This window comes from Siphonobacter aquaeclarae (genome assembly GCF_900103285.1).
GTDB lineage: Bacteria > Bacteroidota > Bacteroidia > Cytophagales > Spirosomataceae > Siphonobacter > Siphonobacter aquaeclarae.
This window is the reverse complement of the sequence record NZ_FNGS01000001.1, coordinates 902812-929251: the sequence shown is the minus strand read 5'-3', so window position 1 is coordinate 929251 and position 26440 is coordinate 902812. Positions and strand designations below refer to the sequence as shown.

Here is a 26440-nt window from a genome sequence, read left to right as displayed (position 1 = left end):
AATGACGGGTACCTCCCGTAATACAAAGTGCCTCTGAGAATCGTGCAGAGCGGTTTTCCTGGAGTGCGACCCGTCTCGTTCAATTCTCATACAGGGTATCCCGATTTTCCTTCGGGGGAGTCATTTCGGTCATGACAGTTACGGGATATTTGTGATAGTTGAGTGGGCTCCTCCCCTCCTCTGCTGACAATGAAGGGTTTGGAAAAATCGGCACCATTTTCGGACGCGTGAAAAATGTGATAGTTGTGTTCCATTTTGTCACTTTGAGAAACAGAGTACATTTTCGGGTGATAAAATCCCTTCTGCGTTCATGTTTGAGCATCGTACCGGCACCTCAGGGAACAAAACGTACTTTCTGAAAAGAGAAAGGTACGTTTTGGTACTTCGCTTCGAGAAATAATGTAATAACAGGCTCCTCCCCTCTCCTATTCGTTCGCTCTCCGCGTTTTTGTACGGACATCAGACATGTTCACGTTCTGCCTGGGTTATGGGAATTCTGAGACAAGGTTTAGTGATAATTCGAAGAATCTTATTGCTGCTCTTTAAAATCAGGTTGCCCGGACTCATCGAAAAGGAAGGATAATACTAGAACCGATTTTCATACGCCACGGAATCAGCGAGAACTTTCCAGTATTGGTTGGCTGGTCTAACCGCGTTCTATTAGGAATAGCAGCAGAACCAGCCATTGGAAACGTAATGGAATTGGCAATGACATGAGGAAATGATAGCCGGAAAGGATGAGGAGCAATCATTCCATTGCAAATTCCAAACAGGACTTGCCAAACAAGTTTCTTTAAGCCGGAGTTGCCAGGCCGCTGCTGGCGTGTAAACGAATGCAGGTCTGCTTTACGGGTCTCATCACTGGAACTGCTTTATTATAAGGCTAGCCCATAGAAACTGCGGTAGAAATCATATCCTGCACACGTCGCCGAGATCCGAGTTTGGTTGGTGAGCATGCAGCTCAAATAGATAGAGTTCCCGAGACCAGGAATTACCGGTTAGTTACCTTGGTTTAAGAATGAAGGTTTTTTCTTCGGGAATTATTTTAAGCCAGTCAAAGTGGATAGTTGTTTGCTTCGGTCTTCCACGATGCCAGAGAGCCAGGTAGCAGGCAGCGGATGCATTCGGATTGGTAGTCTTCTTTGCAAGCAAGCGATCTTAGTACAGTAGAATTAGCAAATCAAATGGTGGGTCGGCTCGGTTTTGGCCGATTGCTGCCTTTCTCCGTTTATACTTTCCTGTATTCAATTTATGGTGACTGATGTTTATGAGAAAGCTTGTTTGATTCGCATGGTTGAACCTTAAGCGGTATACCCGAATTTCCTGGGAATCGGACTTGGCTTTGGTCTTGCGGTTACTGGTTCCGCGTATGCGTCGGAGCAAGGTAAGCGCAGGGAAATAAAGAGAAAGCGGGGTATTGGGTGCTGGTGAGTTTTTCTATCATTGTTTCGCAGCCCTTGCTTACATGTGGATTTTATGTATGTGCTGTGCAGTATTTTCATGGGCAACAGATGTGGCTTAACGTTTAATTATGGAAGACCTATGCGGGGATATTTTTGCGTTAAAGCGGGGTCGTGTTCCGGAGCCGTTGGTATGGTGACGTGGTTCAGCAGTATCGTTCGTGGCAGAGAGAGAGCGTTGTTCGATTGGTCGGCAGGAGGTTAGTATAGGTGATTTGGCTATGTAATACGCCAATTGTTGCTGGCTTAAGAGACGTCTGATTTTGGAATTTTTGCCTGATTGCCGAGGTGGCAAATTATTCGAACGGGCCATTAGAATCACTGATATTGACTATGTAGCACAAGTATCAATGTGACAGCGTTATAACGTATCGAGGGCAAAGTGACACCGTGTCACTTTGCCCTCGATACGTTATAAGAAGATGTTCGGAGATTTCGGATATTGGTTATCAGGACGTTATCGACGTGCCAAAGTGACAACGTGTCACTTTGCGTCCAGCGACTGCATGTATTGTTGCAGCAGTGCTATTAGTCGTGTACAGGATTCTTTCGTTAGAGAGCCCCGGGATATGGACCGGATTTCCCCTGCCAATTGAGTCTCTTCGTCCTCAGATTCCTCTGATTTAACAGTCGGACTGGCGATCAAAGCGAGCACTTCCTGCATGCTGGAAAGGAGGGTTTCGGTCTCCAGTTTGGACAGTGTGTTGATCGAAGCCTTCGGTAATTTCAGTTTACCGGTAAGAATTTCCTTCTTGAAATCCGGGGTCAGTTTCTCCAATCCGGATGCAAAATCTCCATCCCGCTTGATCGTCCTGCTGCTTACTCCATACTCTTTGGCAAGGGCCATTGAGACATCGATTTGCTCGGAGTCGCCGTACCGATTGCCGCCACGGAGCGATCGCTGACGGATGTACCGCAGGCCCCGGAAGTAGGAAGATTGCTCCGGACTGAGATTTCGCCGACCCAGCTGGAAGTCGATCATATAGTCCTTCGTTTCTTCCATCGAAGAAAAACGAACGATATTGATGCGGTAGTCCAGCTTGTATTTCTGGCAAATTGCAAACCGGTTGTGTCCGTCGATCAGAATGCAAACCGGCGTGTTGGTGTCGTCGATCCCCGCGACCGTCGAAGTTGTTTCCCAAACAGTCAGCGGGTCTTTTACTCCGTGTTTGAGAATGTTCTGCTCGAGTTGATATAATTCCTCGCTGATCAGGGGAGGAATCAAGTCACGGAGGGGCTCCAGAATACGAATCTGGCTTTTGATGTTTTCTTCGGAAGAGAGAAGGGAAGGCTTCAGATCAGTGGTCTTCTCCTTCATCAGGTTCATGAAATCCTTTTTTGCCATGCTACAACGCGATTATTTCGTGAGCGAGATGATAGTATTGTTGCCAGGAGATGGACTTGGGCGCATAGGTAAACAGGTCCTCTTTCGCGACCTGGGACTGCTTGATCACCGTTGATACCTCGATGATCGTCTCATATAAGTGAAAATTGCGGTAGTTCTCCCGGATGTGAGCCATCATGCTCTTATGTACGCTCTGGTTTTTGTGAACCATCGTAAAGACAATGCCTTTCACAACCAACAGCGGATTGATATAGGTCCGGATTTCAGCGATACGGTTAAAAAGGCTTTCCACTCCATGGTAAGCGCTTGCTTCCGGCTGAATCGGTACAACGCAATAGTTGGATGCAACCAGTGAACAGGTCGTGCAGATGCCGAGGCTGGGAGGACAGTCAATCAGAATGAAATCGAATTTATCCCGTACCTCTTCCAGCTTCAGGGTAAGGCGACGATCAGCGCCGATGGAATTGGCAAGCTCCGATTCCCGATACGCCATCCGGATGTCGGAGGGAGTGAGGTACAGGTTTTCGGTGATCTCGATGAGAGGGAGCGGGGAATTATCCAGAAGCGAATCAATGACCTGCTCCTGGGGGTCGTGTACCCCGAAACACTGGGATAAATTTCCCTGAGAATCCATGTCAATCAGCAATACCCGGTTCCCAAGTAAACTGAGTGCTTTCCCGAGATTGATGACTGTGGTTGTTTTTCCGACGCCTCCTTTGTGGTTGACAATGGAGATAATCTGCGCTTTATCGAACAAACCATCGGTATACCCATATCTCCGGAGCGCTTCGTCGAGCGCCGGGAGATGTTTGGCCGGGATATCTTTTTGTTCGGAAAAAGCCTTGTGCAGAGTCTTAGAAGGAATCCCGGCTTCTTTTTCAATTTGTGAGAGGTTCAAAGCCGGTTTGGAGCGAAGGAACCGAATGACGTTCTCAGGCGAGATCATGAGGATCGAGGATAAATTTTTATCTTTTAACAAATGTATAAAGAACTAATTTTATCCCAAGGAAAAGAAGAGAGAAAAATGCGTGTGTTTCAGTGGAAAATACGGGGAAAATGGGAGGGAAAAGTGAAAAAAAGAGCCAATTGCTGCCCGACGGCCATTTTTGTTCGTTTCAGGCGAGTGTTTTTTAAATCCGCTTTTTTTACCTTTAACTCATTGAACGTCAATTGACTGGTTTTGCTTCTTTGCCAATTCCAACCGCGCGAGAATCGTGTGAATGCAAGCAGTTCGTACAGTAGACCGGTTTGTCCAAATCTCAGCACGTTGAAAAGCAGCCGGGTATGACTTTTTTGGTGAACAGGATTCCGAACATCGCTGTCTATGAATAGAATCGTCTGCCTGGTGGGAATCTGCCTGCTCGTATCCCTGCGGTTGCCCGTACGCGCGCAGGAAGTCCGTGTTGTGAAGTACGACGCATTAGAAAAATTACTGAACCGACAATCCGATACTCTGTATGTCGTGAACTTCTGGGCCACCTGGTGTGCTCCCTGTATCCGGGAGCTTCCTTATTTTGAGCGGCTTCGGATTGCATTTGAGAAACAGAAGCTACAGGTGGTATTGGTCAGTATGGATGAAAGGACGGACCTCGCGACCAAAGTCGAGCCGTTCGTCCGAAAGAGAAAATTGAAATCACGTGTGTATCTGCTGGACGAGCCTGATCTGGAAAAATGGGTGGATCGTCTGGCACCGGAATGGTCCGGCGCTTTGCCGATGACCATTCTTCTTCGGGGAGCCAAACGGAAAGTACTCATCAAGGCCGTCGAAGAAGCTGAGCTGCAAACACTTGTACAACAATTCTAAACGAAACGCGCGTATGAAAAAGTACCTCTGGATTGCGGTGTTCTCCCTCATGGGCTTTGCTCAGGGTGGGTATCAGATTGGAGATACGGTCCGGGATTTTTCGCTGAAGAACGTGGACGGCTCGACCGTTTCCCTCAACGGGAACAAGACAACAAAGGGCGTAATCGTGGCATTCACCTGTAATACCTGCCCGGTGGCCAAGGCATACGAAGAGCGGTTGATCGGGCTGCACCAGTCGTTTGCTGCAAAGGGGTATCCGGTCGTCGCGATTCAGTCGAACGACGCAAGTTTGTCGCCGGGCGATTCATTTGACCAGATGAAGGCCCGCGCAAAGGAAAAAAACTATCCGTTTCCGTATTTGTATGACGAGTCCCAGGCCATAGCCAAGACCTTCGGAGCAACGAATACGCCACACTTATTTGTGCTGAAAAGGGTAGGGGAGGACCTGCAGGTTGCCTATATCGGCGCGATAGATAACGCCAAAGATCCGGGCGCTGTAACGAAACACTACGTCGACGACGCCGTTTCCGAACTGCTCGATGGCAAACCGGTGACAACACCCAGCGCAAGGGCTGTCGGATGTGGCATAAAATGGAAAAGCATGTAGTAATAAGGGAAGGGCGACCTTCCCTTATTCATTTTCCTCCGTAGAAAAGAAAAGATGGGTAATGTAAGCAATCGGCACTCCGATCATCAATATCAGGATACCTATGTTGAGAAATGCGCTTTTTGCTGTTACGGGCGCCTGCGCCACATGCGTGCGGGGAAGCAATAGTAAATTCATAATCAGCCAGACAAATACGCCATAAAGTGCGCCGCCCGCCAGGTGAAGACGCCGCAGGACCGGAAAGGACTGATATAGTAAGATATAAAAACCTGAAAAACAGGCTGTTATAAAATAGTGAAAGCCAACCCCGGCCCACACCATTTCAGAACCTCCTGTAAATGCCGCCGGTCCGAATGCTCCGCTCGCAATGAACTGAAAAACCCGGATGTAGTTGAATTTGCCGAGTATGGCAACCGCTGCGACGGCATCAAGCGTACCCGCGATAAGCGTGGCCAGCAGGATGGATTTCAATGCGTTCGGCCAGGAGATGGGTTCCATAGAACATCAGATTTTCTACAAAATAGATAAAAAAATCATCTAATAGTACTGGCATAGATCAAACTATATTTTTAGTTGAATAATATAAAAAAAGCCGCCAGATAACCGGCGGCCTTTTCCCAAGTAAAACACGAACTTTCACTTATCCATTCCGTCGCGTGCCTGACGGAAGGGAGTAGGGGAGGGGCCGAACCCCTCGCTAGCTGGATCGTCTGACTTTGAAAAAACCTTCGATCGGCACGACGCCGACGTATGGATTTCCACCGTTATTCGGCAGTACTTTTCCGGCCCGGCTCATGTGGAAAATACCGATGACCGGCTCACCGATTTTACCGAATTTGAGGATGCGGATTTCTCCCGGACTGAGCTGTTGCACACCAGGAGGAACGACGTGGAAATGATTATACTGCTCTGATGCAGTGGGAGTTGAGAAAAGAAATCCCGGCGTTTTATAGTTCCAGCCGTATGACGCCCCTGAGTAGCTGGACAATGGCCACTGGATGGTCGCGAGGCCGTAGAAATTCGTTCCGTTGGTGAAGATGGTCCCCTGCACGAGGAAAAATTCAGGGCCTTTCATGACGCCCATTTCTGCCGGCCCCCATAGCCAGGCGCCATTATTGATCCGGATGTTGACCCCATCCCGGCCGATATAGATATTCGAAACGAGCAGAAAGGCCTTTCCCTGGTATTCCATGTTGACACTTACGGCCACCGGATTTCGTGCCGGGATGGCGGCAGGCGCTTTGTAGGACGCTTTATTACCGAGCGGCAGCAGATCGCCTTCTCCGCCCAGGTTCCACTTTTTGAGGTAATTTCCGGCACTTTTCGGGGCGATGACTTCAGCGTCTTTTGTCAGCGGCGCCAGCAGATCTTCGGCAAAAAACTGCTGAACTTCAAGGTCCTGGGAAGCGCCCGGCTCGACAATAGCAAGCTCAGGAACCAGGCGGAACGACTCCATGAAACTCCAGTCGCTGAAATGCGTCGTCTGAATACTCACCGTATGTGCGCTGGTGTCGGTCTGCGCTCCGGCCGGCGCCACCCAAATTCCCTTTTCATTCTGGGTGGCGATACATAGTGCACGGTAAGAACTGCCGGCGAGCTCTTCGTTTTTGTACTGAAAGGTTAGCGTAACGGGTTTGGAAAAGGTTACGCCGTGCGGCAGGATGCGATAGGCCTCGCCGACGCCGCCCGGATTGGTATTCGTAATGGGTTGAATCTGAATGGATTGCTCGGAAGCGAAAGCGCCCGCAGGTATGGTAAGCTGAAGGCGGTTGTCATCGGATTTGACGGTTCCGCCGGCCGGACCGATGGATTGAGTCGTGAGAGTTCCGCTGGTGACGCCTGTTTCACATACCAGTCCTGTTTCGGCGGGGGGATTTTCGAGGCTTTCCGGATCTCCTTTTTTGCAGGAAAAACAGGTGATCAGGCAGCAGATAAGAAGAGCCGGAAGTCCGGTTTTTTTCAGCATGGCAGTAGGAAAAGGGCCGGAGGCAAACGCCTCCGGCAATTCGGAATCAAAGAACGGTCCAGGTCATGGTCAACGTCGTAGTTTGGCCGTTGTCCACTTCTTTGTACTGGATTTTGAGACGCTGGTTGTTCGACTCAACGACTTTCCAGTCTTCGTAGGTTTTGTCCGGGTTGGTCAGACGGATGGTCTTCGTCGCATCGTCATAGCTCCAGGTTGCGCCTTCTTCGACGACGGGATCTTCGGTTCCGGAGCAGGCTTTCGGGCCTTCTTCACCGGAAAAAGTGCCTCCTGATTTGAAAATCAGGACATTGTCTCTTACGCAATCATCGAGCAGGCTGATCATTTCCGGATCAGGTTTTCCGTCGCCGTTGATGTCAATAGGAGGATCCATCACGAGCGAGGTCAGTTGCAGGCGTTTTCCGACGAAGGCAGGGCCGCCTCCCGAGGGAGAGTTTTCAGAATCCTTTTTGCAGGAGGCGACGAGGGCGATCAGAAGGCCGAGGATAAGGAATCGGGTTTTCATACGTGTTTGAAGGGTAAAAAAATGAAACAGATAAAAGGAAGGTTGAACGTATCCACCGGTGAAAGCCGGTTTCTGCCATGAACCGCAGCGCGGCGTTGCCGCCGACCCGGACCGTTTTCGTCCCGCCCCGAAGGGTGAAACGGTACTCACTATTTATTAGGTTGAAGGCTCATCGAAGCGTGGCGTGCCATTCCGTTACATACTGGCGGACCGCAGCAGTAGCCTCCGGGCCGGCGCGAAAACACATTTTCCAGTAAGAAGGCCGCGTTTCATAGGTCGGGTTGACGAACTTCATTTTTCCCCCCGGTGCGGATTTGAGCGCTGCCTTGAAGTCTATGTCTTTTGTTTCGGAGAGGAATTTCTCAAGATAGGCTTTCAGTGGCGCATTCGCTGACTCGGGATATTCCTTCTTCCAGCGCGTCAGATCGGGGTTGGGATCATCGAGTTCGGTGAGAAGCTTCTGCGTATCGGACAGTCCCTTCTGGTATACTCCTTTCAGGTTTGCCGGGGCGGTTTTCAATGATTCCCTGTACTGCTGAATGGTCTCGGTATAGATTTTGCGCAGCTCTTTTTTTGTTTCTTCCGGCATGGTTTGAGGTGTACCGGTAGGACGCATGCTGAGCCGGTATTTTTCATATCGCTGCCGGAAGTCATCGGATTCTACATAGGTCCGGATGTACGCGCAGTAGGCTTTGGCGACTGACGCCCGGCTGCCTCCGGCAATACCTTTCAGCGACCGGAAAGCGGTAACATAAAAGGACTGCCGGTTGAAATTGTCCCAGATTTGACTGCGGGCCTGAGATTCGCTAATTCCCAGATCTTCAATCAATCCGGCCGGCCGGAAACTCATGGTAAGCACCGCGGCTCCCGCCACAGCGCAGGCTGTGACGGCAAGTACCAGGCGGCTAAACAGGCGGTTTTTCATGATTACGGATAATATTATACGTTGAAAGTTGAGAGCTTGTCAGCGAAGGCACGCCAGTAAGTTGCCCGTTCCCTGCGGGTAGCGTGACAGTCGTTTGGCTGTCCGGGAAAGGTGACGTTGTACCCGGGGAGAGGAGACGTCGAGCAGGGTTCCGGGAATGATTTCTTCGTAAATAACCCGATCTGAGGCGGAATAGAACCGGACGATGGAAACGGGATCCGGTTGCCTGACCGATTCCACAACCCAGTACACCGGCTGGCAGGTATGAGCCGACGCTACGCCGGACAGAAGCAGGAAGGGTAGGAGGATGCCTTTCATATCGGTCAGTGCTTCACGTAGTTGTATCGGGTGGTCAACGTACCGCCGGGAGCAGTAGTCGTCCGGGTTAAGGGATAGCCTTCCGCTGAATAGGTATAGGTATGCTGCTTGCGGGAAGTCTCACCGACCCGGTCGTGTACTACTTCCAGTCCCGGATTATTCTGCCGCAGCTTTATCTGGGGAATCAGCGGATCACAGGCCCAGAGGTTTTCGGGGTTTTTCTTGTCGTCGTACCCGGAATAGAAGAAGGTGAACGTCGGTTGCCAGGGTGCGGTTTCTCCCGTTCGTTCAGTTAGTTTGAGTTGAGAGAGGTTGCCGTTGGCATCATACTGGTACTCGCTTCTGACGTTGCGGTGGTCGGCATAAAAAGCCTCTTCCATTTCTGTCAGCTGATTGGCTGTGTTGTACCGGAGCGTCACAAGAGAGCGGGGCTTACCGGCCTGGTCGTAGCGTTCGGCATGGGCGACGAGCCCTCCTTCATACATGTATTGCGTATAGCTGCCGTCGCTGCCGTTGAGGCGATACAATCGTTTGTCCGGTCCGTATTTAAAGGTAAATTCCAGTCGTTTTACTTCGCCCGTTCCCTGAATATACAGGTACTGGGAAACGTAATGCTGCGGCAGGCCGGCGGTGTCATACTCCACTTCCTGGAAGTCTGTGTCGGCATAATCCAGGCGAAGCTGCTTAAGGGGTTTCGCCGGTTTCTGAGGTTCTTCGGGTTCCTGCGGACGAACCGGGTCGGAATGGCAGGCGCCCATAACCAGGGCAATGAGGCAAATAAATACGTGTTTCATGGCGTGTGTGTAATGGCCGGGGGGCGACCGTAATCCGGAGTGAAAGCGGGTGGCGACCTGATTTCGTTTGCCGGTTGACGTTGCAAAATTGGGGTGGGAAAGGCCTACCGTTCAATCGCATAAGCGTGTGAATCCTGTCATCGGAAAGCGCATTGAGCGAACGGTAATGTGCCCGCCAAGTACCTCAATGACCGGCGCAGACACCGGATAAGCGGTAAGGTTGGAAGCCTCCGAATGCTTTTTTATGCGTTTTTCATCGCATGTTTATGTGAATTTAGGAAGTGGTTGCAACCGGGATTTCGACAAAATAACCTTCCGCTGTACCTTTATATGCAGAATCTGAACCCCGGGATGCGCCTTTTATCTGTCCTCGGACTCTGGCTGATCACCGCCCTTGCGGGCTATGCGCAGCAGGCATCCGACTTCTCCTTTCAACACCTGACATCCGAAAACGGACTGTCAAACGATCACATCACCTGCATGCTGAAAGACCGGCGCGGGTTCATGTGGTTCGGTACCGCGAGCGGGCTCAACCGGTTCGACGGTATTTCGTGCAAGGTGTTCAAAAAAGACGGTCGCAACGGCCTCGCCGGAAACAAGATTCTCGGACTCACGGAGGATGCGGATGGATGGATATGGGTGTCGACTCAAAGTGGTCTCTGCCGCTTTCACCCCGGTTCCGAGCGCTTTCAGTCCGTTGCGCTACCGGATAAAAACCACGCGCCGGTCGTTTCCCAGCTCATGCTTCAAGGGAGGGAATATGCCTGGTTTTCAACGCTGGAGCATGTATACCGGATTCACCTGCCGACACTCCGCGTTCGGCTTTTTCCCTGTCTGGGTGACCCCGTTTCCCGCCACGAAGTACAGCGGATCTTTCCCGACCGGGCCGGACGTATCTGGGCTATGCAGTACGGCGCCCTCTACCGCCTCGATCCCGCGACGGGAACATACACCTACCACCTTGGTCGCGATATTACCCATCTTCAGACAAATGTACTGGCTCAATCCCTGTACGAAGACCGCAAGGGGAAGCTCTGGCTGTCTACCTGGGAAGCGGGTCTGCTGACCTTCGAAAAGGATCATTTTGAGCCTGTACCCGGTACCTTTCCGTTTGCCAGTTGCGTGCTGGAATATGAAGCGCCCGGTGGCGACAGGCTCCTGCTTGGCGGCGGCGGTACCAACGGACTCTTTCTCTACCTGCCGGGGAGCGGGCGTACCGAGCAGTTTGTCCAGCGTTCCCGCGATGATTTCAGCCATAATAACAGCCAGGTAACTTGCCTCTATGCCGACCGGCAGACAGGCATGATCTGGGTTGGAACCGAGCAGGGTATCGAAAAGGTCGATCCGATGACGATCTTCTTCAAACGTATTCTGATCCCTCCGAAAAAGGAGGAAGCTTCCCTGTCGTTCTACGGCCAGTTCAGTATCGTAACCGCCATCCGGCAGGATCGCACCGACCCTGCCCGGTTTTTTATCGGTTTATGGGGAAAGGGATTGCTGATCTGGAACCGGGCGAAGCAGTCTTTTTCCTGGTTCAACGAAGGTCTTTCGGACAATGAAATCATTGACGTGCTGCAAAGCCGCAGCGGGCAGCTGTATGTAGCCGCCAAGGGCGCGTTGGACGAGTGGGATCCGGCATCGCAACACTGGCGGCATTGGAAGGATTTTTACCATACCCCCGGTATTCAGCACCGGATTGTTGCGATTCTGGAGGATGAAGCCGGCATGATCTGGCTCGGCTCCTCCTACGATGGCCTGTTTGTTCTCGATCCGAAAACAGGCAGTATCCGGGCCTGGACTTTTCCGGGCCAGGCGTATGGCATCGGCAAGCGGTTTCAGGTATACCGGATGACGGAAGACCGCTACCGGCGGCTCTGGGTATTGACGTCGGGCGGGCTTTTTCGCCTCGATGCCGCCCGTACCTATTCCCGCGAAATACGTCTGACGGGGATCTCAGAGGCATTTATGCCGTCGGATCTCATGCAGACAGCCCTCAAGATCGATTCGGAGGAGAATCTCTGGGTAAGCGATGCCGGCCGGGTACTTCGGGCAGATCTGGACGGCCGGGTGACACGGGTGTATACGGCCAAGGAAGGTCTTCAGTCTGACTATGTCCACGGTATCGAAGAAGACAGGGAAGGACGGTTGTGGATGACGACCGACAACTTCCTCCATCGCCTGGATCCGGCGACGCAGACGTTCCGCTATTTCCGGAAAGACAACGGATTATTCGGTAATGCGTCGAGTAATGTGATCACGCGGGCGTCGACCGGCGAGCTTTTTGTCGGGTTTACGGAAGCCATCAACTACTTCCTGCCGGAGCAGGTGCGGCCGAATCCCGTAGCGCCGGTACCGGTGGTGACGGACGTCCGCATCGGCAACCGTCATCAGGATATTGTAGCCGGCGAGGCGGTAACGATCCGGCCCGAGGAAAACGCCTTTACCCTGTCTTTCGTCGGACTGAACTACAGTCAACCCGAAAAAAACACATACGCCTACCGCCTCGACGGCTTCGACACGGACTGGACGACGACGTCTGCCCGGACGGCGACTTATACCAATCTCGAACCCGGGACTTATACCTTCCGCCTGCGTACAGCCAATAACGACGGACGCTGGAACGACCAGATGGCACAGCTTGAAATCCGGATCATTCCCCCGTATTACAAAACGACGTGGTTCCGTACCCTGGGTATCCTGTTGCTTGCCGGCCTCGCGTATGGGGTATATCGTTACCGGGAAGGACAACGCAGGCGGCTGGAAGCCGTGCGTGAACGGATCGCGACCGACCTGCATGATGACATGGGCTCCACCCTCAGCAGTATCCGGATTTTCTCCGACGTTGCCCAGGCGCAGATCAACGGGAAAGTACCCGAAGCCTTGCCGCTGCTGCAACGGATCAGTCACAGCGCGACGGCTCTGTCGGAATCCATGCAGGATATTATCTGGACCATTCAGACACGCCACAACAGCCTGGAGGACGTCGTGACGCGTATGCGTGAGTTCGGGTTGCGGATGACCGAAGCACGTGGTATCGCGTTCCGGATGGACGTTTCGGAGAAATTCAGCGAAACCCGCTTGAACGTCGAACAGCGACGAAATATCTACCTGATTTTCAAGGAATCCCTGAATAATGCCGTCAAATACTCGGAGTGTAAGGAGGTGACAGTCAGTCTTTCGGCATCGTACCGCCGGCTGGCGCTGACGATCCGCGACGACGGAAAGGGCTTCGACCGGTCAACGATCCGGACAGGCAACGGTCTGCCGAACCTGGAAAAGCGGGCAAAGGAGATCAAAGGTACGCTGACGGTTACTTCTGCGCCGGGCGAAGGCACCCGCATTGAGCTCCGCATGCCGTTCACATGATTATGCTATTTATTTCTGAAGGCAAGCCTTTTACCTTTGTCGCATGGAAACATCAGTCGGCGTCATTTACTACGAAGATAACCGGAACCTGCGGGAGGGTATTTCCTTTTTGCTGCAGGCAACGTCCGGGCTGGAGCTGTTGGGAGCGTTTGCCGACTGCCTCAACCTGGAGGAAGAAATCCGGACGCTAAAGCCGGACGTCGTCCTGATGGACATTGACCTGCCGGGAATCAGCGGTATCGAAGCAGTTTTGCAGGTAAAATCCTGGAAACCAGATGCTCAGGTGTTGATGCTAACCGTCTTTGACGATGAAGAAAAGATCTTTGAAGCCTTGCGGAACGGCGCGAGCGGATACCTGCTCAAGCATACGCCGCCTTCTGAAATCATCGCCGCGATCTTCGATATTCACCAGGGCGGATCGCCAATGACCGCCAACATCGCCCGGAAAGTACTGCAGTATTTTCAGCAGCAGCGCGTCAGTCGCGCCGATGTATACAACCTCTCCGCGCGCGAGCAGGATATACTCAAAGGCCTGGTTGCCGGGTATAGCTACAAACTCATTGCCGACGAACTCTTCATCAGCATCGATACCGTCCGTTCGCACATCCGCCATATATACGATAAGCTACAGGTTAATTCGAAAACTGAAGCGGTGTTGAAGGCGATGAAGGAGCGGTTGATTTAACGAAAAAGTGCGTTTCTAACGAAAATAGATGGATTTGGACGGTTTTCTCCGTCTGAATTGGCCTGTGTTTTCGGAGGAGGAAAGGATCTGCGATGAGGAAGTTATTCACGTCTCTTTCATCCAGCTAACCCGGAAGTACTGGTAAGTTACCCGCGAATCAGCTTCCACAAGTTCTCCCTGTAAAAATCGCCGATTGGAATGAGTTTCCCATTGATTTGAATACTGTTCCGGTCGAGCAGATCTATCTTGTGAATAGCGACAATATAAGAGCGATGGACGCGGACAAAACCCTCCAAAATCAACCGCTCTTCAATCCAGGCCAGGGTAAGTTGCGTGATCCACTTCTTCTCTGACGTGTAAATCATCACATAGTCTTTTCGGCCTTCAACATACAGGATGTCCGAAATATCAAGGCGGATAGTCCTGCCTTCACTCTTGATAAACAGGCTTTTAGCCGGAAACACTGTGGGAAGTACGGGAGATTCCGCCCCGGCCACAGGAGCCAACCTCTCCTGTGCCTTGTGAATGGCCTGGACAAATCGCTCGAAGAGAACAGGCTTCAACAGGTAATCCAGCGCGTTGACTTCATAGCTTTCCAGCGCAAACTCCTGATAAGCCGTTGTCAGGATTACCAACGGCGGGTTTTTCAGCATACGAAGCAACTGCAGCCCCGAAAGATCGGGCATTTCTATATCCAGCAGCAACAGATCCACCTGCGTGTGTGCCAGTACCTGAAGCGCCTGCATAGGTCCGCGACACAGGTCTATTAACCGGATATTGGGAACTTTTGCACAATATGCTTCAATAACTTCCAGTGCCAGTGGTTCATCGTCTACAGCGAGACATCGGATCATTTGATAGATGTGTAACGTTTGAGAGCAAAGCTTCTTACAGATCGATAATCAAAGTAACAAGGAAACGGCCATCCTGCTCTTTCAGCAGCAATTTATGCCGGTCCGGATACAGGTAGTTCAGGCGTTTCAGGAGATTGGCAAGCCCGATTCCTCCCGGCAGGTCTGTTTTTCGTCCGTTGATACGGTTGCACGTATGCAGGGAGAGCTGTCTTTCGGATACCCGGAGCCCGATCGATATCGGATTCTCTCCATGTTTGAATATATTCTCGATGACAGGCAGCAAAAGCAAAGGCTCCAATCGAACCGAAGATGGATCTCCTTCCACATAGAATTGCATTTCATATCCGGGCGGAAGCCTTAGCTTTTGCAGGTCGAGGTACCTGCCGATGACTTCTATTTCCTTTTCCAGGGAGATTTGACCGTCGGCAGATTCGTACAGCATATAGCGCATTAATCCGGCGAGATGCAGAATAGACTGAGGTGTTTCCGGTGCCTGGCGGAGCGACAGCGCATAGAGTGAATTCAGGCTATTGAATAGAAAATGCGGCTGTATCTGTGCTTTCAGCATGGCGAGTTCTGACCGAAGCCGGTTGTTCTCCGATTCCCGCGCTTCCTGCTGATGAACAAACCAATCTTTCGTAAATCGGACAATAGCTGCCAGTATAACGAAGAATACCAGCTCAAAAAAACGTAGGACAAATTGCTCGTGGTAGGGCAACGTCCGTTCAGGCCGGAGTTCGGATGGGTATAATCTGCTGATTACATGGTATCCTTCGATGGTAAGGCTTTCAAGAAGCAGCACACAACCCAGGTTTGTCCAAAGAAAACGGCCTGTCTGCGCGCGACCGAGCAACCTCGGAATAAAATAGCTATAGTTGGCGTAAAAAATCGCGACCTGCCCCAGAAGGTGCACGCCCGGGTGTGCCAGCAATACCGGTATGCCATGGTAGGCAGCCATGTAAAAAATCACGATCCCGTACAGCGTCCACCCGGCAAAATGCAGACAGAGGACAAGGCGGTTTGCCGGCCTGATCAGTTCCCGAAGAGCCTTCATCGCAGTAAGGTACAAATGACGGGTACACTTTTGTCCGAAATAGGGTAGAACGCTCCTGACGCGCCTTGAATAGCCCATTGTTACCGACGAAAGCCGTCGTCCGCCCGCCCGGCTCTTCCACATCGGATCAGCAGACTCCGGTCTATTTTTTGTCTTCTGCGGGTTTACTTCCCGCTTGTTTCGGAAAACCATTCACATGACTCCGATCATTCAAATTAGTCAGCTCAGCCATTGTTTCGGGAAACAGCAGGTATTGCACGACCTGTCACTTGAAATTCCCTCCGGATCGCTCTTTGGCTTTCTGGGACCTAATGGCTCCGGTAAAACGACAACTATCCGGCTGCTCCTCGGACTGCTGAAAAGTCAAAACAACGCTATTCGAATATTTGGACAGGACATACGCTCCTGTCGCGAATCCATTCTGCGCCGAACCGGAGCGCTGATCGAATCACCGGCATTGTACCTGCATCTCTCGGCGCATGATAACCTGGAAATTATCCGATCAGCCCGCCAATCGGACAAACGGCAACTGGCAGAAGTACTGGAGATTGTTGGATTATCGGGACAGGCCCGTCAAAAAACAGGAGAATATTCGCTGGGAATGCGGCAGCGGCTTGGTATTGCCATGGCCATGATCGGTAATCCGGAGCTGTTAATTCTGGATGAACCGACCAATGGGCTGGATCCGGCCGGAATACGACAAATCCGGGAGCTGCTCCTGGCACTTTGCCAACATCATGGCAAGACGGTTTTTGTATCCAGTCATTTGCTGGATGAAATAGAAAAAACGGTCTCTCACCTGGCAATTCTTCACGATGGTCGTCTGCTTTTTCAGGGTTCGCTTGCCCAACTGCACGAACAGCAACCCTTGCAGCTGGCGATCGAAACAGACAACAACCTGCATGCCGCCGAAATACTCCGAAACGCGAATTTCAGAATCCCGGAAATTACCCAGGATCGGCTTTTCGTCGCAGTCGCTGAAAAACATCAGATTGATCGTATCAATCGCCTGCTCCTGGAGGAAGGTCTTTGCGTCTACGAACTAAACAGAAAGCAAAGAACCCTGGAAGAGGTTTTTTTTTCAATGACAGCAGATCCCTCACGTATCAATCTTTAAAAACGATGGTTTCCTTTCTTACTCATTTCACGGCGGAAATACGAAAACTGAAAGGTACCCGTGTGATTTGGCTGGCTGCCATTGCTCCGTTTTTCGTTGTGATCACGGCCTGGCTGGCGGCGTTTCTCAACGGCGACCGTATGTACGTCAGGGGTGTAAATCCCTGGATTGACTTCACCGGTCATGTACTCATCGGTTGGACATTATTCGTCTTCCCGATTTACGTCAGCCTGCTCTCGGCATTGTTTCATTCCATCGAACACCGCGCGGATATGTGGAAGATGGTATATAGTCTTCCGATACCCCGTGCAGTAGTTTATTTCGTCAAGTTTCTCCTTTTCACCGCGATTGTTTTTTTCAGCCATATACTGTTGTGGGGAATGGCGGAAAGCGGCGGCTGGTTACTTGGGATCGCACGCCCGTCTCTGGATTTTCAGTTCTACTCTCTTCACCGCGTGTTACTCGAAGGTTGCTCCGGATGTTTTCTGGCCGGACTTGGCGTTGTCGCTATTCAGTTTTTCCTCGGCTTTCGGTATAGTTCCTTTCTCATTCCGGCTGGTATGGGCTTGCTTATTACCATGACAGGAGCGATTTCCCGGTCCTGGCCGGTCAGTCAGGCGTCGCCCTATCTATGGGCGGTTTCGTTTTTCAATAGTTCAATTGACGTTCATAACTGGCAGTATATTTTCATCCTTCTTGGGATAGTAACGTATTGCCTGGTCGGTTTGGCAGGAAAGTATAGCGCTCCCGACCGCATTTAAGTCGAAGGTATTTCGCTATTCTGTTGTATATGACCTGACTTAACCTGCCGACTTTAGCAGGACCGGGAATAAAGGTCACCAGTTTTGAAAAAAAGAGGAGCGGGTACCCAAAAAAGAAACGTGGAGGCATCATGCCTCCACGTTTACTGTAATCGACCTTTCAACCAAAAACTAGCTTACCGTATCACAACACGTACCGTAATCGGCTGACTCAGCGACTCGTGCCGCAGCGATATCAGGTATGTGCCTGCCGGATACGAATCGGCTGGCAAAAGCACTTCGTTCCCGCCCGGTGTCAGGTTAAGCCGGCGGACAAGGAGTGAGCGCCCGCTGACGGTGAATAACTCCAGTTCAGCTGCCGTAGCCAGCTGATCGTCGTCGTAACCGACCAACGCGCGGATGGTATGGCCCGTCGCCGGGTTGGGGGTCACCCGGAGGCTCAACCCGCCGTAGCCGGGTAGTACAACCGACACGGTTTTGGTATACTGGAACTTCCCGTCGGCATCTACCTGCTTCAGGCGGTAGTAATGAATGTGCGAGGCATCCAAACCTTCATTGAGGAAGGTATATGACTGCTTTTGCTGCGTCGTACCGTGGCCTGCCACCTGACCCACCGTTTCAAAATCCCGGGCATTCAGCGAATGCTGGATTTCAAAGAAGGCATTGTTCAGTTCGGAGGCCGTTACCCAGTTCAGGCGGGCAGACGAGCGGCCTTCCGCCGCAGCCGTGAAGGAGGCCAGGGAAACCGGCAGCGGAATGTTACAGGCATACGCATACTGAAGCGAGTCAGCACAGGCGCAGGTGAGATCCACTACTGCCACGATCGGGCAGACATTGCCTTTGTATGACGAAGCAATGTCATAGTTGAACGTCTGACTGGCCGTATTGGCGACGGCAAACGTCTGAGAACCCAGCAGCACGTCTCCGGAAGAGTACTGCCCGTTACCGTCAGCATCCTTGAAGAGCGAAACAACCGCATTCTGCGAGACATACGCGGTATTCGTGTGCGTCAGCGTGAGCGTTCCGACCACGTTGCTGCCCGTTGCGCTCGCCGCGCCGGTAAAGGCACTGATGGCATATGCCGGCTTCGTGACGTCGATGACCGTCGCCTCGTTTTCCCCTTCGGCCTGAAGCGATCCGGTACAGGTCGGGCCCGACGGCGCGCAGGTACTGGTAAACGTGTAAGCGATCAGCTCTTTCACGGGGAACTGTCCGCAGGCGGGAGTACCGGCAGTGGTCAGCGGCGCGGAGAACGAAATGATTTCGCCTGCGGCGACACCTGACGGAAGCGTCCAGACGTATGTCGTCGAGGTCGCGTCAGAAGTAACCGTCGGCGCAGCTCCCGAAGTGAAGTTGGAAATACCCGTAACCGCCCCGAGTGTAAAGGGTTTCTCGAGGGTGACACGGACCGTCTCTCCGGCATAGGTAGCGACCGGACCTTCGTTTTTCGCCGAGAAGGTATAAGTTACCGGAGAAGACGAGCAGGTTACCGGACCCGACACCGACGACGTAATCGTATAAACGTTCGGATTGGGGTTTTCTCCCTTGATGCGGATCGTCTGGGTTTGCTGAGCCGTTCCGTTAATGGCAGAACCGCAACCGTTTTCACCCAGCGCCTGCAACGTCATCTTGGTGCCGCTGATGAAATCACAGGCAACCGTCCGGACGCGGTAACGAATGGTGTATCCCGCGTTGTAGGGCAGATTTGCCACAACGGACGCCGGAATGGTAAACGTAAGATCCGTTGCCGTTTCCGAAACATAGGTCGCATCATTTCCGACAGCGGTAAACGTCGCCGTAGCCGGCTGAATCGTCGGAGAAAGCTGGTAGCTGTTGGCGATATACGCTACGCCGGCCGGCTTTTTCACGGTAAAAGTCAGATCGTAGGCAGTTCCTTGTGCGGGGTTTTTCACCTCAGCCGTGTATTCCAGCTCGCCGCAGAGATCGTTCGTTCCGTCCGGATAGGTGGGAACCGGCTGCCCGATCAGACTTACCTGCAGGTTCGCGTCGGTCGGAATCACGGTCAGGTTGGTGACATTTCTGCACGCCGCCGCATCTATCGAAGCCGGATAATTACCGCAGACATAACCAACCGCCAGCGGCAGAACATCCTGACCGCAGTTGGTGAACGTCGCTGTTACCCGGTAATACCGGCTTTCCTGCCCGTACGTACCCAGCTGATAGATACCGCCGACCGCAGAAAGCGCCGCGCCCGAGACCGTCCCGCCAAAAGCGTTGATCGGTTCGATCGACTGGATCGTAACCCCATTGGTGCTGCCGCTGTTTTCTGCCATCCATACCTTCGGAGAGGTACCTGGTTGGGTATTGGCTACCTGAATTTCCCAGGTAACCGTATTCCCGTTAACCGTCTGAATGGGTGAATTGGCGTTAACAACCAGGTTGGATTTCGTCAGTGAGATAAAATTGCTGGTAGAAGTCGGCGTAAAATTCGCCGCTGGCAGCGTTTCGTTCAGCGCTGTACCCGGCAAGATCTGCATAGTGAAGGTGACGGGCGCATTGTTGACCGATTCACAGCTGGGTCGCAGCACAGCTGAAAAATCCACATAGAATCCTTCGTCCGGCAACGCCCACGGTCCTCCCTGATCTACGAACTGCTTACGCATGTTGTAGGTGTAGGTTTGACCGGAGACGGCATCCGGAGACGGGTTCGTGATAAAGGCAGAGGTCTGGCCGTAGTTGGTCGTTCCTCGGTAGTAAGTAAACGTGATTGACTCCAGCGTGTATCCGGCCGGGACGGTGATGTTGTAATTTCCCGGAACACCCAGCTGACGGTATTCATCGGTATAGAAATCCCCTCCGGGACCTCCGGTGTTGACATTATCTCCTACAATGGAGCCCGCGCGCCCGGTCGCTGTGACAGTATTGCATTCATTTCCGGTGAATAACCGCGAGCTGTAGTACGTCGTCAAACCCACCAGGGTGTAGACACCTGAGAAATTGTCACAGGCCCATTTATCCGCTGTAACACTTCCGGTAGGGTTGGCGGCATCGCTCAGGTAAAAGTCCGTGCTGACAACGGTGCTCGTCAGCTGGGCGCCGATGCCGTTGCTCACCTTCAGCGAAAGCGTAATGGTCACTTTGTCGGTATTCACAAACTCCGTGTAACCGCTTACACCGGCGGTGATGAGCTTGTCGATGCTGTAATCCACCACCGCGGTGCCGCTGCTGCCCGAGCTGGTATAGGAGACCGGGAAGTTGGTTAGGTTGACTTTGGTGACGGTACCTGTCGCGTCGGTGATCTTCACCGTTGCCGAAAGCGCGGTAAATTGGGTAGCGGTACTATTCGGAATGGTGAATTTTGCATAGCCGTATTTGAAATGGTGGACGGCTGATCCGGCGTCGGCCACCGTTCCGTAGAAGGTGAAATCAAGCGTATCGCCGCGCGAAACCCAGTTTCTGTGCACATTTGTGCTCAGGCTGGCGCCGTTTGCAGTCCCGTTGTTGGCGTTGTCGGGAGCGCCGTAGTTTCGCCGGACAACGGTGAAATTGTCATTGACCATTCCGGCGTCACAGGGCGACGGACAATGCAGGGCAATCGGCTGATCCAGACAGGCAACCTGCTCCTCGCAGCTACAGGAAACGCCTTTGTAAAACAGCTTGGTGGTCACGTTGTTACCGGCTCCGGCAGTCCGTAGTGAACAGTCCAGCGTGATGCCGGGAATGCTCAGAACCGCTTTCAGGTGTGCGTTCGTCGTTGTGAAACCGCCCGTACCCGTTACAAACGAAATAGACAGGGTATTACCGGTCTGCGTGACAGACGCAGGGGTTGCGGTGCTGCCGTCTCTGGCCAGCATGGTGATGGCTCCGCCGTTGTACACCATGCCCGGCGCCAGCGTGATTTCATACCGGACTGTACTTCCGTTTGTATATACCGATGTAGGATAATCAGCGCCGACTGTTTGCCATTTCAGGGTATAGGATGTTCCCTGGATCATGTCCGTCGGGAAATCCGTTGCCAGCGTAGCAGAAACGAATACCGAGTTTCTCAGCGCGACGAAACCGCCGGAGCTTATATTATTGACGACCTCGGTACCGCAGGGATTGGAATACTTCAGCTTTGCAAAACTACCGGTAATCGTGGATCCTGCGCATTCCGTGTAGCAGCAGTTGAGCTCATCGTATTGGAAATAGATTTCCTGACCGGGGGCAAGCGCGGGGATGACGACGTCCAGGCCGTTGGGCGCCGCAGAACCCAGGCAGCTGGGCGTAAGGTAGTTGACCGGATTGGTCAGGGTAACGCCGGACGCCGCTCCGCTCGGAACAGCCGCATACGTACCCGATGCCCCGATCTTGTACTGGAACGACCCGGGAACATACCCGATCTGGGAACGGGCATCCGTCGCCGGGCTGTCTGTGGTGTGATAAAGCCGGACGAGAACGTCGGTGGCCGTCGCGGTGCCGTTATTGACAACTTTGATCGTTTGTGTTACCGGCACTCCGCGGCAGGTCGCCGGTGCAGAGAGAACTGCGGAAATCTGCACATTCGGTTGTTTCGCATTGTTGATGGCAAGCGCTGTCGTCTGCGTGTCGTTCTGAGGCACGCAGGGCGTCGGGTTGGGGCTGCTTCCATACCAGGCGTTGAGGCTGGTATTCAGGTTGTTACAACTGGCAATTTTCAGGTTTTGGGTGAACGTGAAATACTCATTTTGCCCAAGGTGGTTGTCCTGAGCGGTGTTGCTGACAATAAAGCGGTACAGGTAGGTAGTATTGGTTCCGGATGTAGTCGTGGAAAGCAGGTCAACGGTAACAGTCGCGCCGTTGTTCGTCGCAGATACAGAATGACTGACATGTTCTACACCGGTTCCGCTGATGTCGGTGACATATAGGGTATCGATGCTCCCGAACCCGTTGTTGTTGATCCGGTACGTCCGGACGTAGGAATCGCCCACAACCCCCGCTGTAGCCGGTGCATTGGCCAATTGGGTGATGTTGATTTTGGCATTGACCAGGTTGAACGCATTGCTGAGCTTTTCGGGCTGCGCAGACCCGCCGGCCGGCGTGAAAACATACGAGGCCTGATTGCCCGAAACCCCGATCGCCGCGCACGTAGCACGGGCCGTAAACGTAAAGCTGGCCGAGCTGCCTGTACCCGGAATGCCGGACAGATTCAGGGACGCAGTATTTCCCGAAGCGCTGGTCTGGCTGACGGTCAGGCCGCCGGAACCGATCGCCGAGCCCGAATCAAACACATAGCCGGTGGGCAGCGTTACCGTCAGTGCTCCGGACGATGCAGGGCCGCCGAGCACCGTTACCGTAAATGTCTGGGGGCCGTTTGCCACCTCGAAATTGGCTGCAGGAGCGCCGCTGCCCGATTGTATTTGCTGGGCTGACAGCGCTCCCGACGACAGGAGCAGGATTACGTATAAAAATATACGTAGTTGTGACAGAAGGAAGTGCTTCCTCTTTCGAGTGGAAAAAGAGCCTGTACGTTCCCTCGTTAAAGGAGTTGGGTGTATTCTTTCCATAATGCATGAAATTGAAATGAGAATAAATCACGCTGGCGGATATAGCCTGGGCGAACTCTTTCGTAGCGGCGGATGGAATCCATCCCTCGGGGTGCGGGGTCCGGGCACGCCCGGCTGATTCGGATACAAAGGGAGAACGAGGCCGTTCCGATGCCAACCAGGTTGACGGAACTGTTTTGCCCTTCGTTCGCCGACAGGACAAAGCCTCCTTTCAGACGGACGAATCTGCATCGTCTGCCCGGAGCAACAGGTCCTGTTTTTCTATATTAAATGGAAGGCAGCGGCCTTCGGTAGTCAATCAAAGGGAGAAAAACTGCTTTGTACTACACCAAACGTTCCTTCAAACAACAGATAGTCAGTTTTATATGATAATCGACATAACGATAGCCTTAATTCGTGACAAAATTAGTACGTCGTGTTGAAATAAGCAAACGTATCTATGTATAGACAGCAAAAAAGCAATTCAGTGAAATACTTTTATTGAAATCGTATTATTTATCGGGTATTTAAGGGCGTGTTTATCCTTATTTTGTGTGACGTTGCTTCGTATTACGACGAACAGATTTCCAAATAAATCTGACAAAACAGAAGAAACCTGATCCAAGCAGAATGGCTTTAAAAAGCAAAAAAAACAGCAGAAGGGGAGAAAAACACCAAAAAGATGGAATACCTCCGCCGAAAATAGAGACTACTCGCTGCCTTCTTTTAACACATTTGTCATCAGAATAAAAAATTGAATTAGCTATAGATAGATTAACAATAAAAACATACTAGTAGATTTACTATTAATCGAATAAATAGTTCTAGTACTGAAAAAATAAAGATCAAAATTTTGACTAAATATCTTATATTAATGGATAATAACTGATACTAATTTGAAAAATATGTATGAAATAATTGGCTAATAAATATTCCGAAAAATTCACAAAAAAATTGCCAGATAAATCGCCGTTATTTGATTTTATTTTACCTTTTTTTCAAATTAAAATAGAGATAAACGAATTGTTTTGAGGATATAGAAGGATAAGTATTACGGGACGCAGCATACCTGCTGCCCGTTTGCCGCAGGTATGCCAGAAATGGATTTTGAGCGGAAGGAAATGCTCTTTTCGCCGTGTGACCGAAACTACCGGCTGTCGGTGTCAGACGCGGCAATGGAAGGAAAGCAAGCGAAAGATGGGTCGTCGGCAGCGCGCGCAAACGTATAAAGGCCGCAACGGAGCGTTTACGGCCGGAACAAAGAAATAACGATCAAGACACTACGCAGCACCCCCGGCAGGGGAGCGACACGCAGTTTCAGGAGTACCTCGGATGGTTTTCTGCCTGAACGAGCACCATCTTCAGCATCATTTCCTCCAGTTTCGATTCGAGGCGTATCATGCGGGCGTACAGGGCCTCGCCGGCGTCGGCATCCGGGAGCAGGTAGGAGGGCGAAATACCAAATACCTGAGAAAGATGAAGTAATTGGCTGATATTCAGTAGTTCGGGTTTTGTTTCGAGCCTGATGTACGTCGACCGGCTGACGGCCAGTTGTTCGGCCATGTATTGTTGGGAGTAGCCTTTGGCAGTGCGGATGGCCCGTAGCTTTTCAGACAAGGTATTCATGGGGTGGATAGGATTACGTCTAACAAGTAAGTAAATATACGGATGTTGGTAGTCCAGCCGCTTTGATTCGTGTTTTCACGCAAAAAACAGATCAAAAACTGAGCGAACGGTATAGAATCTTGCAAATGACAGCAAAAGCAGGCGCTTTCTGCCGCAGGATCAGGAAAAGAGTACGGGGAGGCCGGGAGAATGAGCCCGAACGCTGAGGTGTTTTGCCTAAAACAGAAGCGGAACCGCAGGCGGAAAGATACATAACCCACAGCATGCGGGCCATCAGCGGGAAGGGGAAGCGAAGGCCCGCGGGAAATACCCCGGTTTCATTGGTAACCGTAAACCGAAATACCGGATTGTAAGAAAAAAGCCGGAAGATTCGCTCCTCCGGCTTTTTTGAACGACTATTCTTTCCGCGCCAGCTTCAGCGCCTGCGTTGTCGTATAGTACTTCGCGATCATGTTCGGTACTTCCCAGGCGGGTAGTTTGCCTTCCTTGAGGAAGCCCATGTACTTGTCGGCCACCTGCGAGAAGTGCGATTCATGACCGGTGTCGTACTTTGGATCGATGACCACCTGCCAGCCGTTCGCGTCCGCTTTCAGGTCGATACCCGGATAGCGGGCCTGTACCTTTTTGAATGCTTCGGCCACGGCCTGACCGTACGCCGGCGATTTTTCGACCGCCTCGATGTACAGCACCGGCTTGAACTTTTGCTCCTTGCCCTGACGGATGACAAGGCGCGCTTTTGTCCCCTTCATGACAGAGTAATGCGTGTCGCCGGTTCCTTCCGGCGCCTGGAAGTTCCAGATAACCGACACCCGGGCATGGACGCCCTTCAGCGCATAGTCGATGGTACCGTTGGCGTAGACCGACAACACGCTGTCTTTCACATCTTTATGCAGGAAATCAGGATAGGAATCCTTCTTCGTCACGAGTTTGAACTGAGACGGACGGATCTGTGTCGCGGAGTGAGCCGCTTTCGTAATCTGAATATCCTTCTTATAGTCAAGAACCTGATCGGGGAAACAACTCCACTGGATCAGGTCAACCAGGTGCGTGGTGACATCCACAATACCTTCGCCCTGCTGGCGGGTGTCAAAAAACCAGGCCGGCCGGATCAGCGGCTCGCCGGCTACATACTTGAAGAAGTGGTGCACACTTTCTTTCATCACCGCGGGATCTTCCGGCGTGCCTTTCTGCAGTGTGCCGAACAGCTCGGGCAACAGGGCGAGTTCACGCTGGAGCGTATTGGTGATTTCATACCGCTCCGTCATGATGTCATACAGCAGTACCCTGTTTTTTTCGGCTGACTCAAAAGCAGATTGCAGCACGCCGAAACCTGCCTCATCGATCGCCATCGGCTTGTCAGACAGGACGTTCAGGCCCGCATCTACCGATTTTTTGATGAAATCTGTCTTTTTCTGGTTGTTTCCGGCGAGGACGACCACGTTTCCCTGCTTCTCGCTCAGCATCTTTTCGAGGAAGTCGGGGCCGGTATAGACCTTTTCCTCCCAGTGGGTCGGATTCTCAGCGCGGGCATTGAATTTCTCGATTTTCGCCAGGTAATCCTTGACTTCAGGGCCTTCCGTCGCATAGACGTGGACGACGGAATCGAGCTCATCGTGCCGGAATTTCTGAACGAGGGCGGCGTGGAAGTGCCCCGGTTCCAGTACAATCAGACGGAGCGATTTTCCTGTGGTCGTTTCGGGTTGATGACACGAAGTGATCATTGCTCCCAACGCCAGAAATGCAGCCACAGTCAGTGCTTTTTTACGCATG

19 protein-coding genes are annotated in these 26440 nt (G+C 52.0%); 6 read left to right on the top strand and 13 right to left on the bottom strand.

Features of this window, described 5'->3' with window-relative positions; all coding sequences use genetic code 11:
- Window positions 1–1944 precede the first annotated feature (1944 nt).
- Entirely contained in the window at window positions 1945–2805 is an 861-nt protein-coding gene (locus tag BLR09_RS03405) for a ParB N-terminal domain-containing protein (RefSeq protein WP_093197683.1), read from the bottom strand.
- A 1-nt stretch (window position 2806) separates the two neighbouring features.
- A complete protein-coding gene (locus BLR09_RS03400) occupies window positions 2807–3751 on the bottom strand; it encodes a ParA family protein (RefSeq protein WP_093197881.1) in 945 nt (314 codons plus the stop codon).
- Between the two features lie 378 nt (window positions 3752–4129).
- Between BLR09_RS03400 and BLR09_RS03390 the strand changes: the two genes are divergently transcribed.
- Complete coding sequence (locus BLR09_RS03390; RefSeq protein WP_093197678.1) at window positions 4130–4609, top strand: TlpA family protein disulfide reductase; 480 nt, start codon at window positions 4130–4132, stop codon at window positions 4607–4609.
- Window positions 4610–4622: 13 nt separating this feature from the next.
- Window positions 4623–5216, top strand: coding sequence for a thioredoxin family protein (locus BLR09_RS03385; protein ID WP_093197675.1), 594 nt, complete (start codon window positions 4623–4625; stop codon window positions 5214–5216).
- 24 nt (window positions 5217–5240) lie between these two features.
- On the opposite strand, the gene BLR09_RS03380 is transcribed toward BLR09_RS03385, so the two are convergent.
- The 6 genes from BLR09_RS03380 to BLR09_RS03355 all read right to left on the bottom strand — a co-directional run bounded on the left by BLR09_RS03380 (window position 5241) and on the right by BLR09_RS03355 (window position 9742).
- Complete coding sequence (locus BLR09_RS03380; RefSeq protein WP_143011007.1) at window positions 5241–5687, bottom strand: DUF1440 domain-containing protein; 447 nt, start codon at window positions 5685–5687, stop codon at window positions 5241–5243.
- 226 nt (window positions 5688–5913) lie between these two features.
- Window positions 5914–7182 carry a hypothetical protein gene (locus tag BLR09_RS03375; RefSeq protein WP_093197670.1) on the bottom strand — a complete coding sequence of 423 codons (1269 nt, stop codon included), beginning with the start codon at window positions 7180–7182 and terminating at the stop codon, window positions 5914–5916.
- 46 nt (window positions 7183–7228) lie between these two features.
- Complete coding sequence (locus tag BLR09_RS25435; protein WP_093197668.1) at window positions 7229–7705, bottom strand: hypothetical protein; 477 nt, start codon at window positions 7703–7705, stop codon at window positions 7229–7231.
- Window positions 7706–7874: 169 nt separating this feature from the next.
- Window positions 7875–8630 (bottom strand): hypothetical protein, encoded by a 756-nt coding sequence (locus tag BLR09_RS03365; protein WP_093197665.1) that lies wholly within the window; start codon window positions 8628–8630, stop codon window positions 7875–7877.
- Window positions 8631–8669: 39 nt separating this feature from the next.
- Window positions 8670–8948: a hypothetical protein gene (locus BLR09_RS03360; RefSeq protein ID WP_093197663.1), complete on the bottom strand. Its 279-nt coding sequence runs from the start codon at window positions 8946–8948 to the stop codon at window positions 8670–8672.
- A 5-nt stretch (window positions 8949–8953) separates the two neighbouring features.
- Window positions 8954–9742 (bottom strand): hypothetical protein, encoded by a 789-nt coding sequence (locus tag BLR09_RS03355; protein WP_143011006.1) that lies wholly within the window; start codon window positions 9740–9742, stop codon window positions 8954–8956.
- Window positions 9743–10093: 351 nt separating this feature from the next.
- Here BLR09_RS03355 and BLR09_RS03350 point away from each other — a divergent pair, with 351 nt between their 5' ends.
- Entirely contained in the window at window positions 10094–13108 is a 3015-nt protein-coding gene (locus tag BLR09_RS03350) for a ligand-binding sensor domain-containing protein (protein ID WP_176785433.1), read from the top strand.
- Window positions 13109–13151: 43 nt separating this feature from the next.
- Entirely contained in the window at window positions 13152–13793 is a 642-nt protein-coding gene (locus tag BLR09_RS03345) for a response regulator (protein WP_093197655.1), read from the top strand.
- 146 nt (window positions 13794–13939) lie between these two features.
- Here the strand turns inward: BLR09_RS03345 and BLR09_RS03340 are convergent, their stop codons facing one another.
- Together BLR09_RS03340 and BLR09_RS03335 are read right to left on the bottom strand one after the other, a co-directional pair.
- Window positions 13940–14647, bottom strand: coding sequence for a LytR/AlgR family response regulator transcription factor (locus BLR09_RS03340; RefSeq protein ID WP_093197652.1), 708 nt, complete (start codon window positions 14645–14647; stop codon window positions 13940–13942).
- A 34-nt stretch (window positions 14648–14681) separates the two neighbouring features.
- A complete protein-coding gene (locus BLR09_RS03335; protein WP_176785432.1) occupies window positions 14682–15701 on the bottom strand; it encodes a sensor histidine kinase in 1020 nt (339 codons plus the stop codon).
- 196 nt (window positions 15702–15897) lie between these two features.
- Between BLR09_RS03335 and BLR09_RS03330 the strand changes: the two genes are divergently transcribed.
- Window positions 15898–16818: an ABC transporter ATP-binding protein gene (locus tag BLR09_RS03330; protein WP_093197647.1), complete on the top strand. Its 921-nt coding sequence runs from the start codon at window positions 15898–15900 to the stop codon at window positions 16816–16818.
- Window positions 16819–16823: 5 nt separating this feature from the next.
- Window positions 16824–17579 carry an ABC transporter permease gene (locus BLR09_RS03325; protein ID WP_093197645.1) on the top strand — a complete coding sequence of 252 codons (756 nt, stop codon included), beginning with the start codon at window positions 16824–16826 and terminating at the stop codon, window positions 17577–17579.
- Window positions 17580–17755: 176 nt separating this feature from the next.
- Here BLR09_RS03325 and BLR09_RS03320 read toward each other — a convergent pair whose 3' ends face one another.
- The 3 genes from BLR09_RS03320 to BLR09_RS03305 form a co-directional block, all read right to left on the bottom strand.
- Window positions 17756–22879, bottom strand: coding sequence for a hypothetical protein (locus tag BLR09_RS03320; protein WP_093197642.1), 5124 nt, complete (start codon window positions 22877–22879; stop codon window positions 17756–17758).
- 1482 nt (window positions 22880–24361) lie between these two features.
- Complete coding sequence (locus BLR09_RS03315) at window positions 24362–24670, bottom strand: helix-turn-helix domain-containing protein (protein ID WP_093197640.1); 309 nt, start codon at window positions 24668–24670, stop codon at window positions 24362–24364.
- 395 nt (window positions 24671–25065) lie between these two features.
- Complete coding sequence (locus BLR09_RS03305) at window positions 25066–26439, bottom strand: putative oxidoreductase C-terminal domain-containing protein (protein ID WP_093197634.1); 1374 nt, start codon at window positions 26437–26439, stop codon at window positions 25066–25068.
- Window position 26440: the final 1 nt, after the last annotated feature.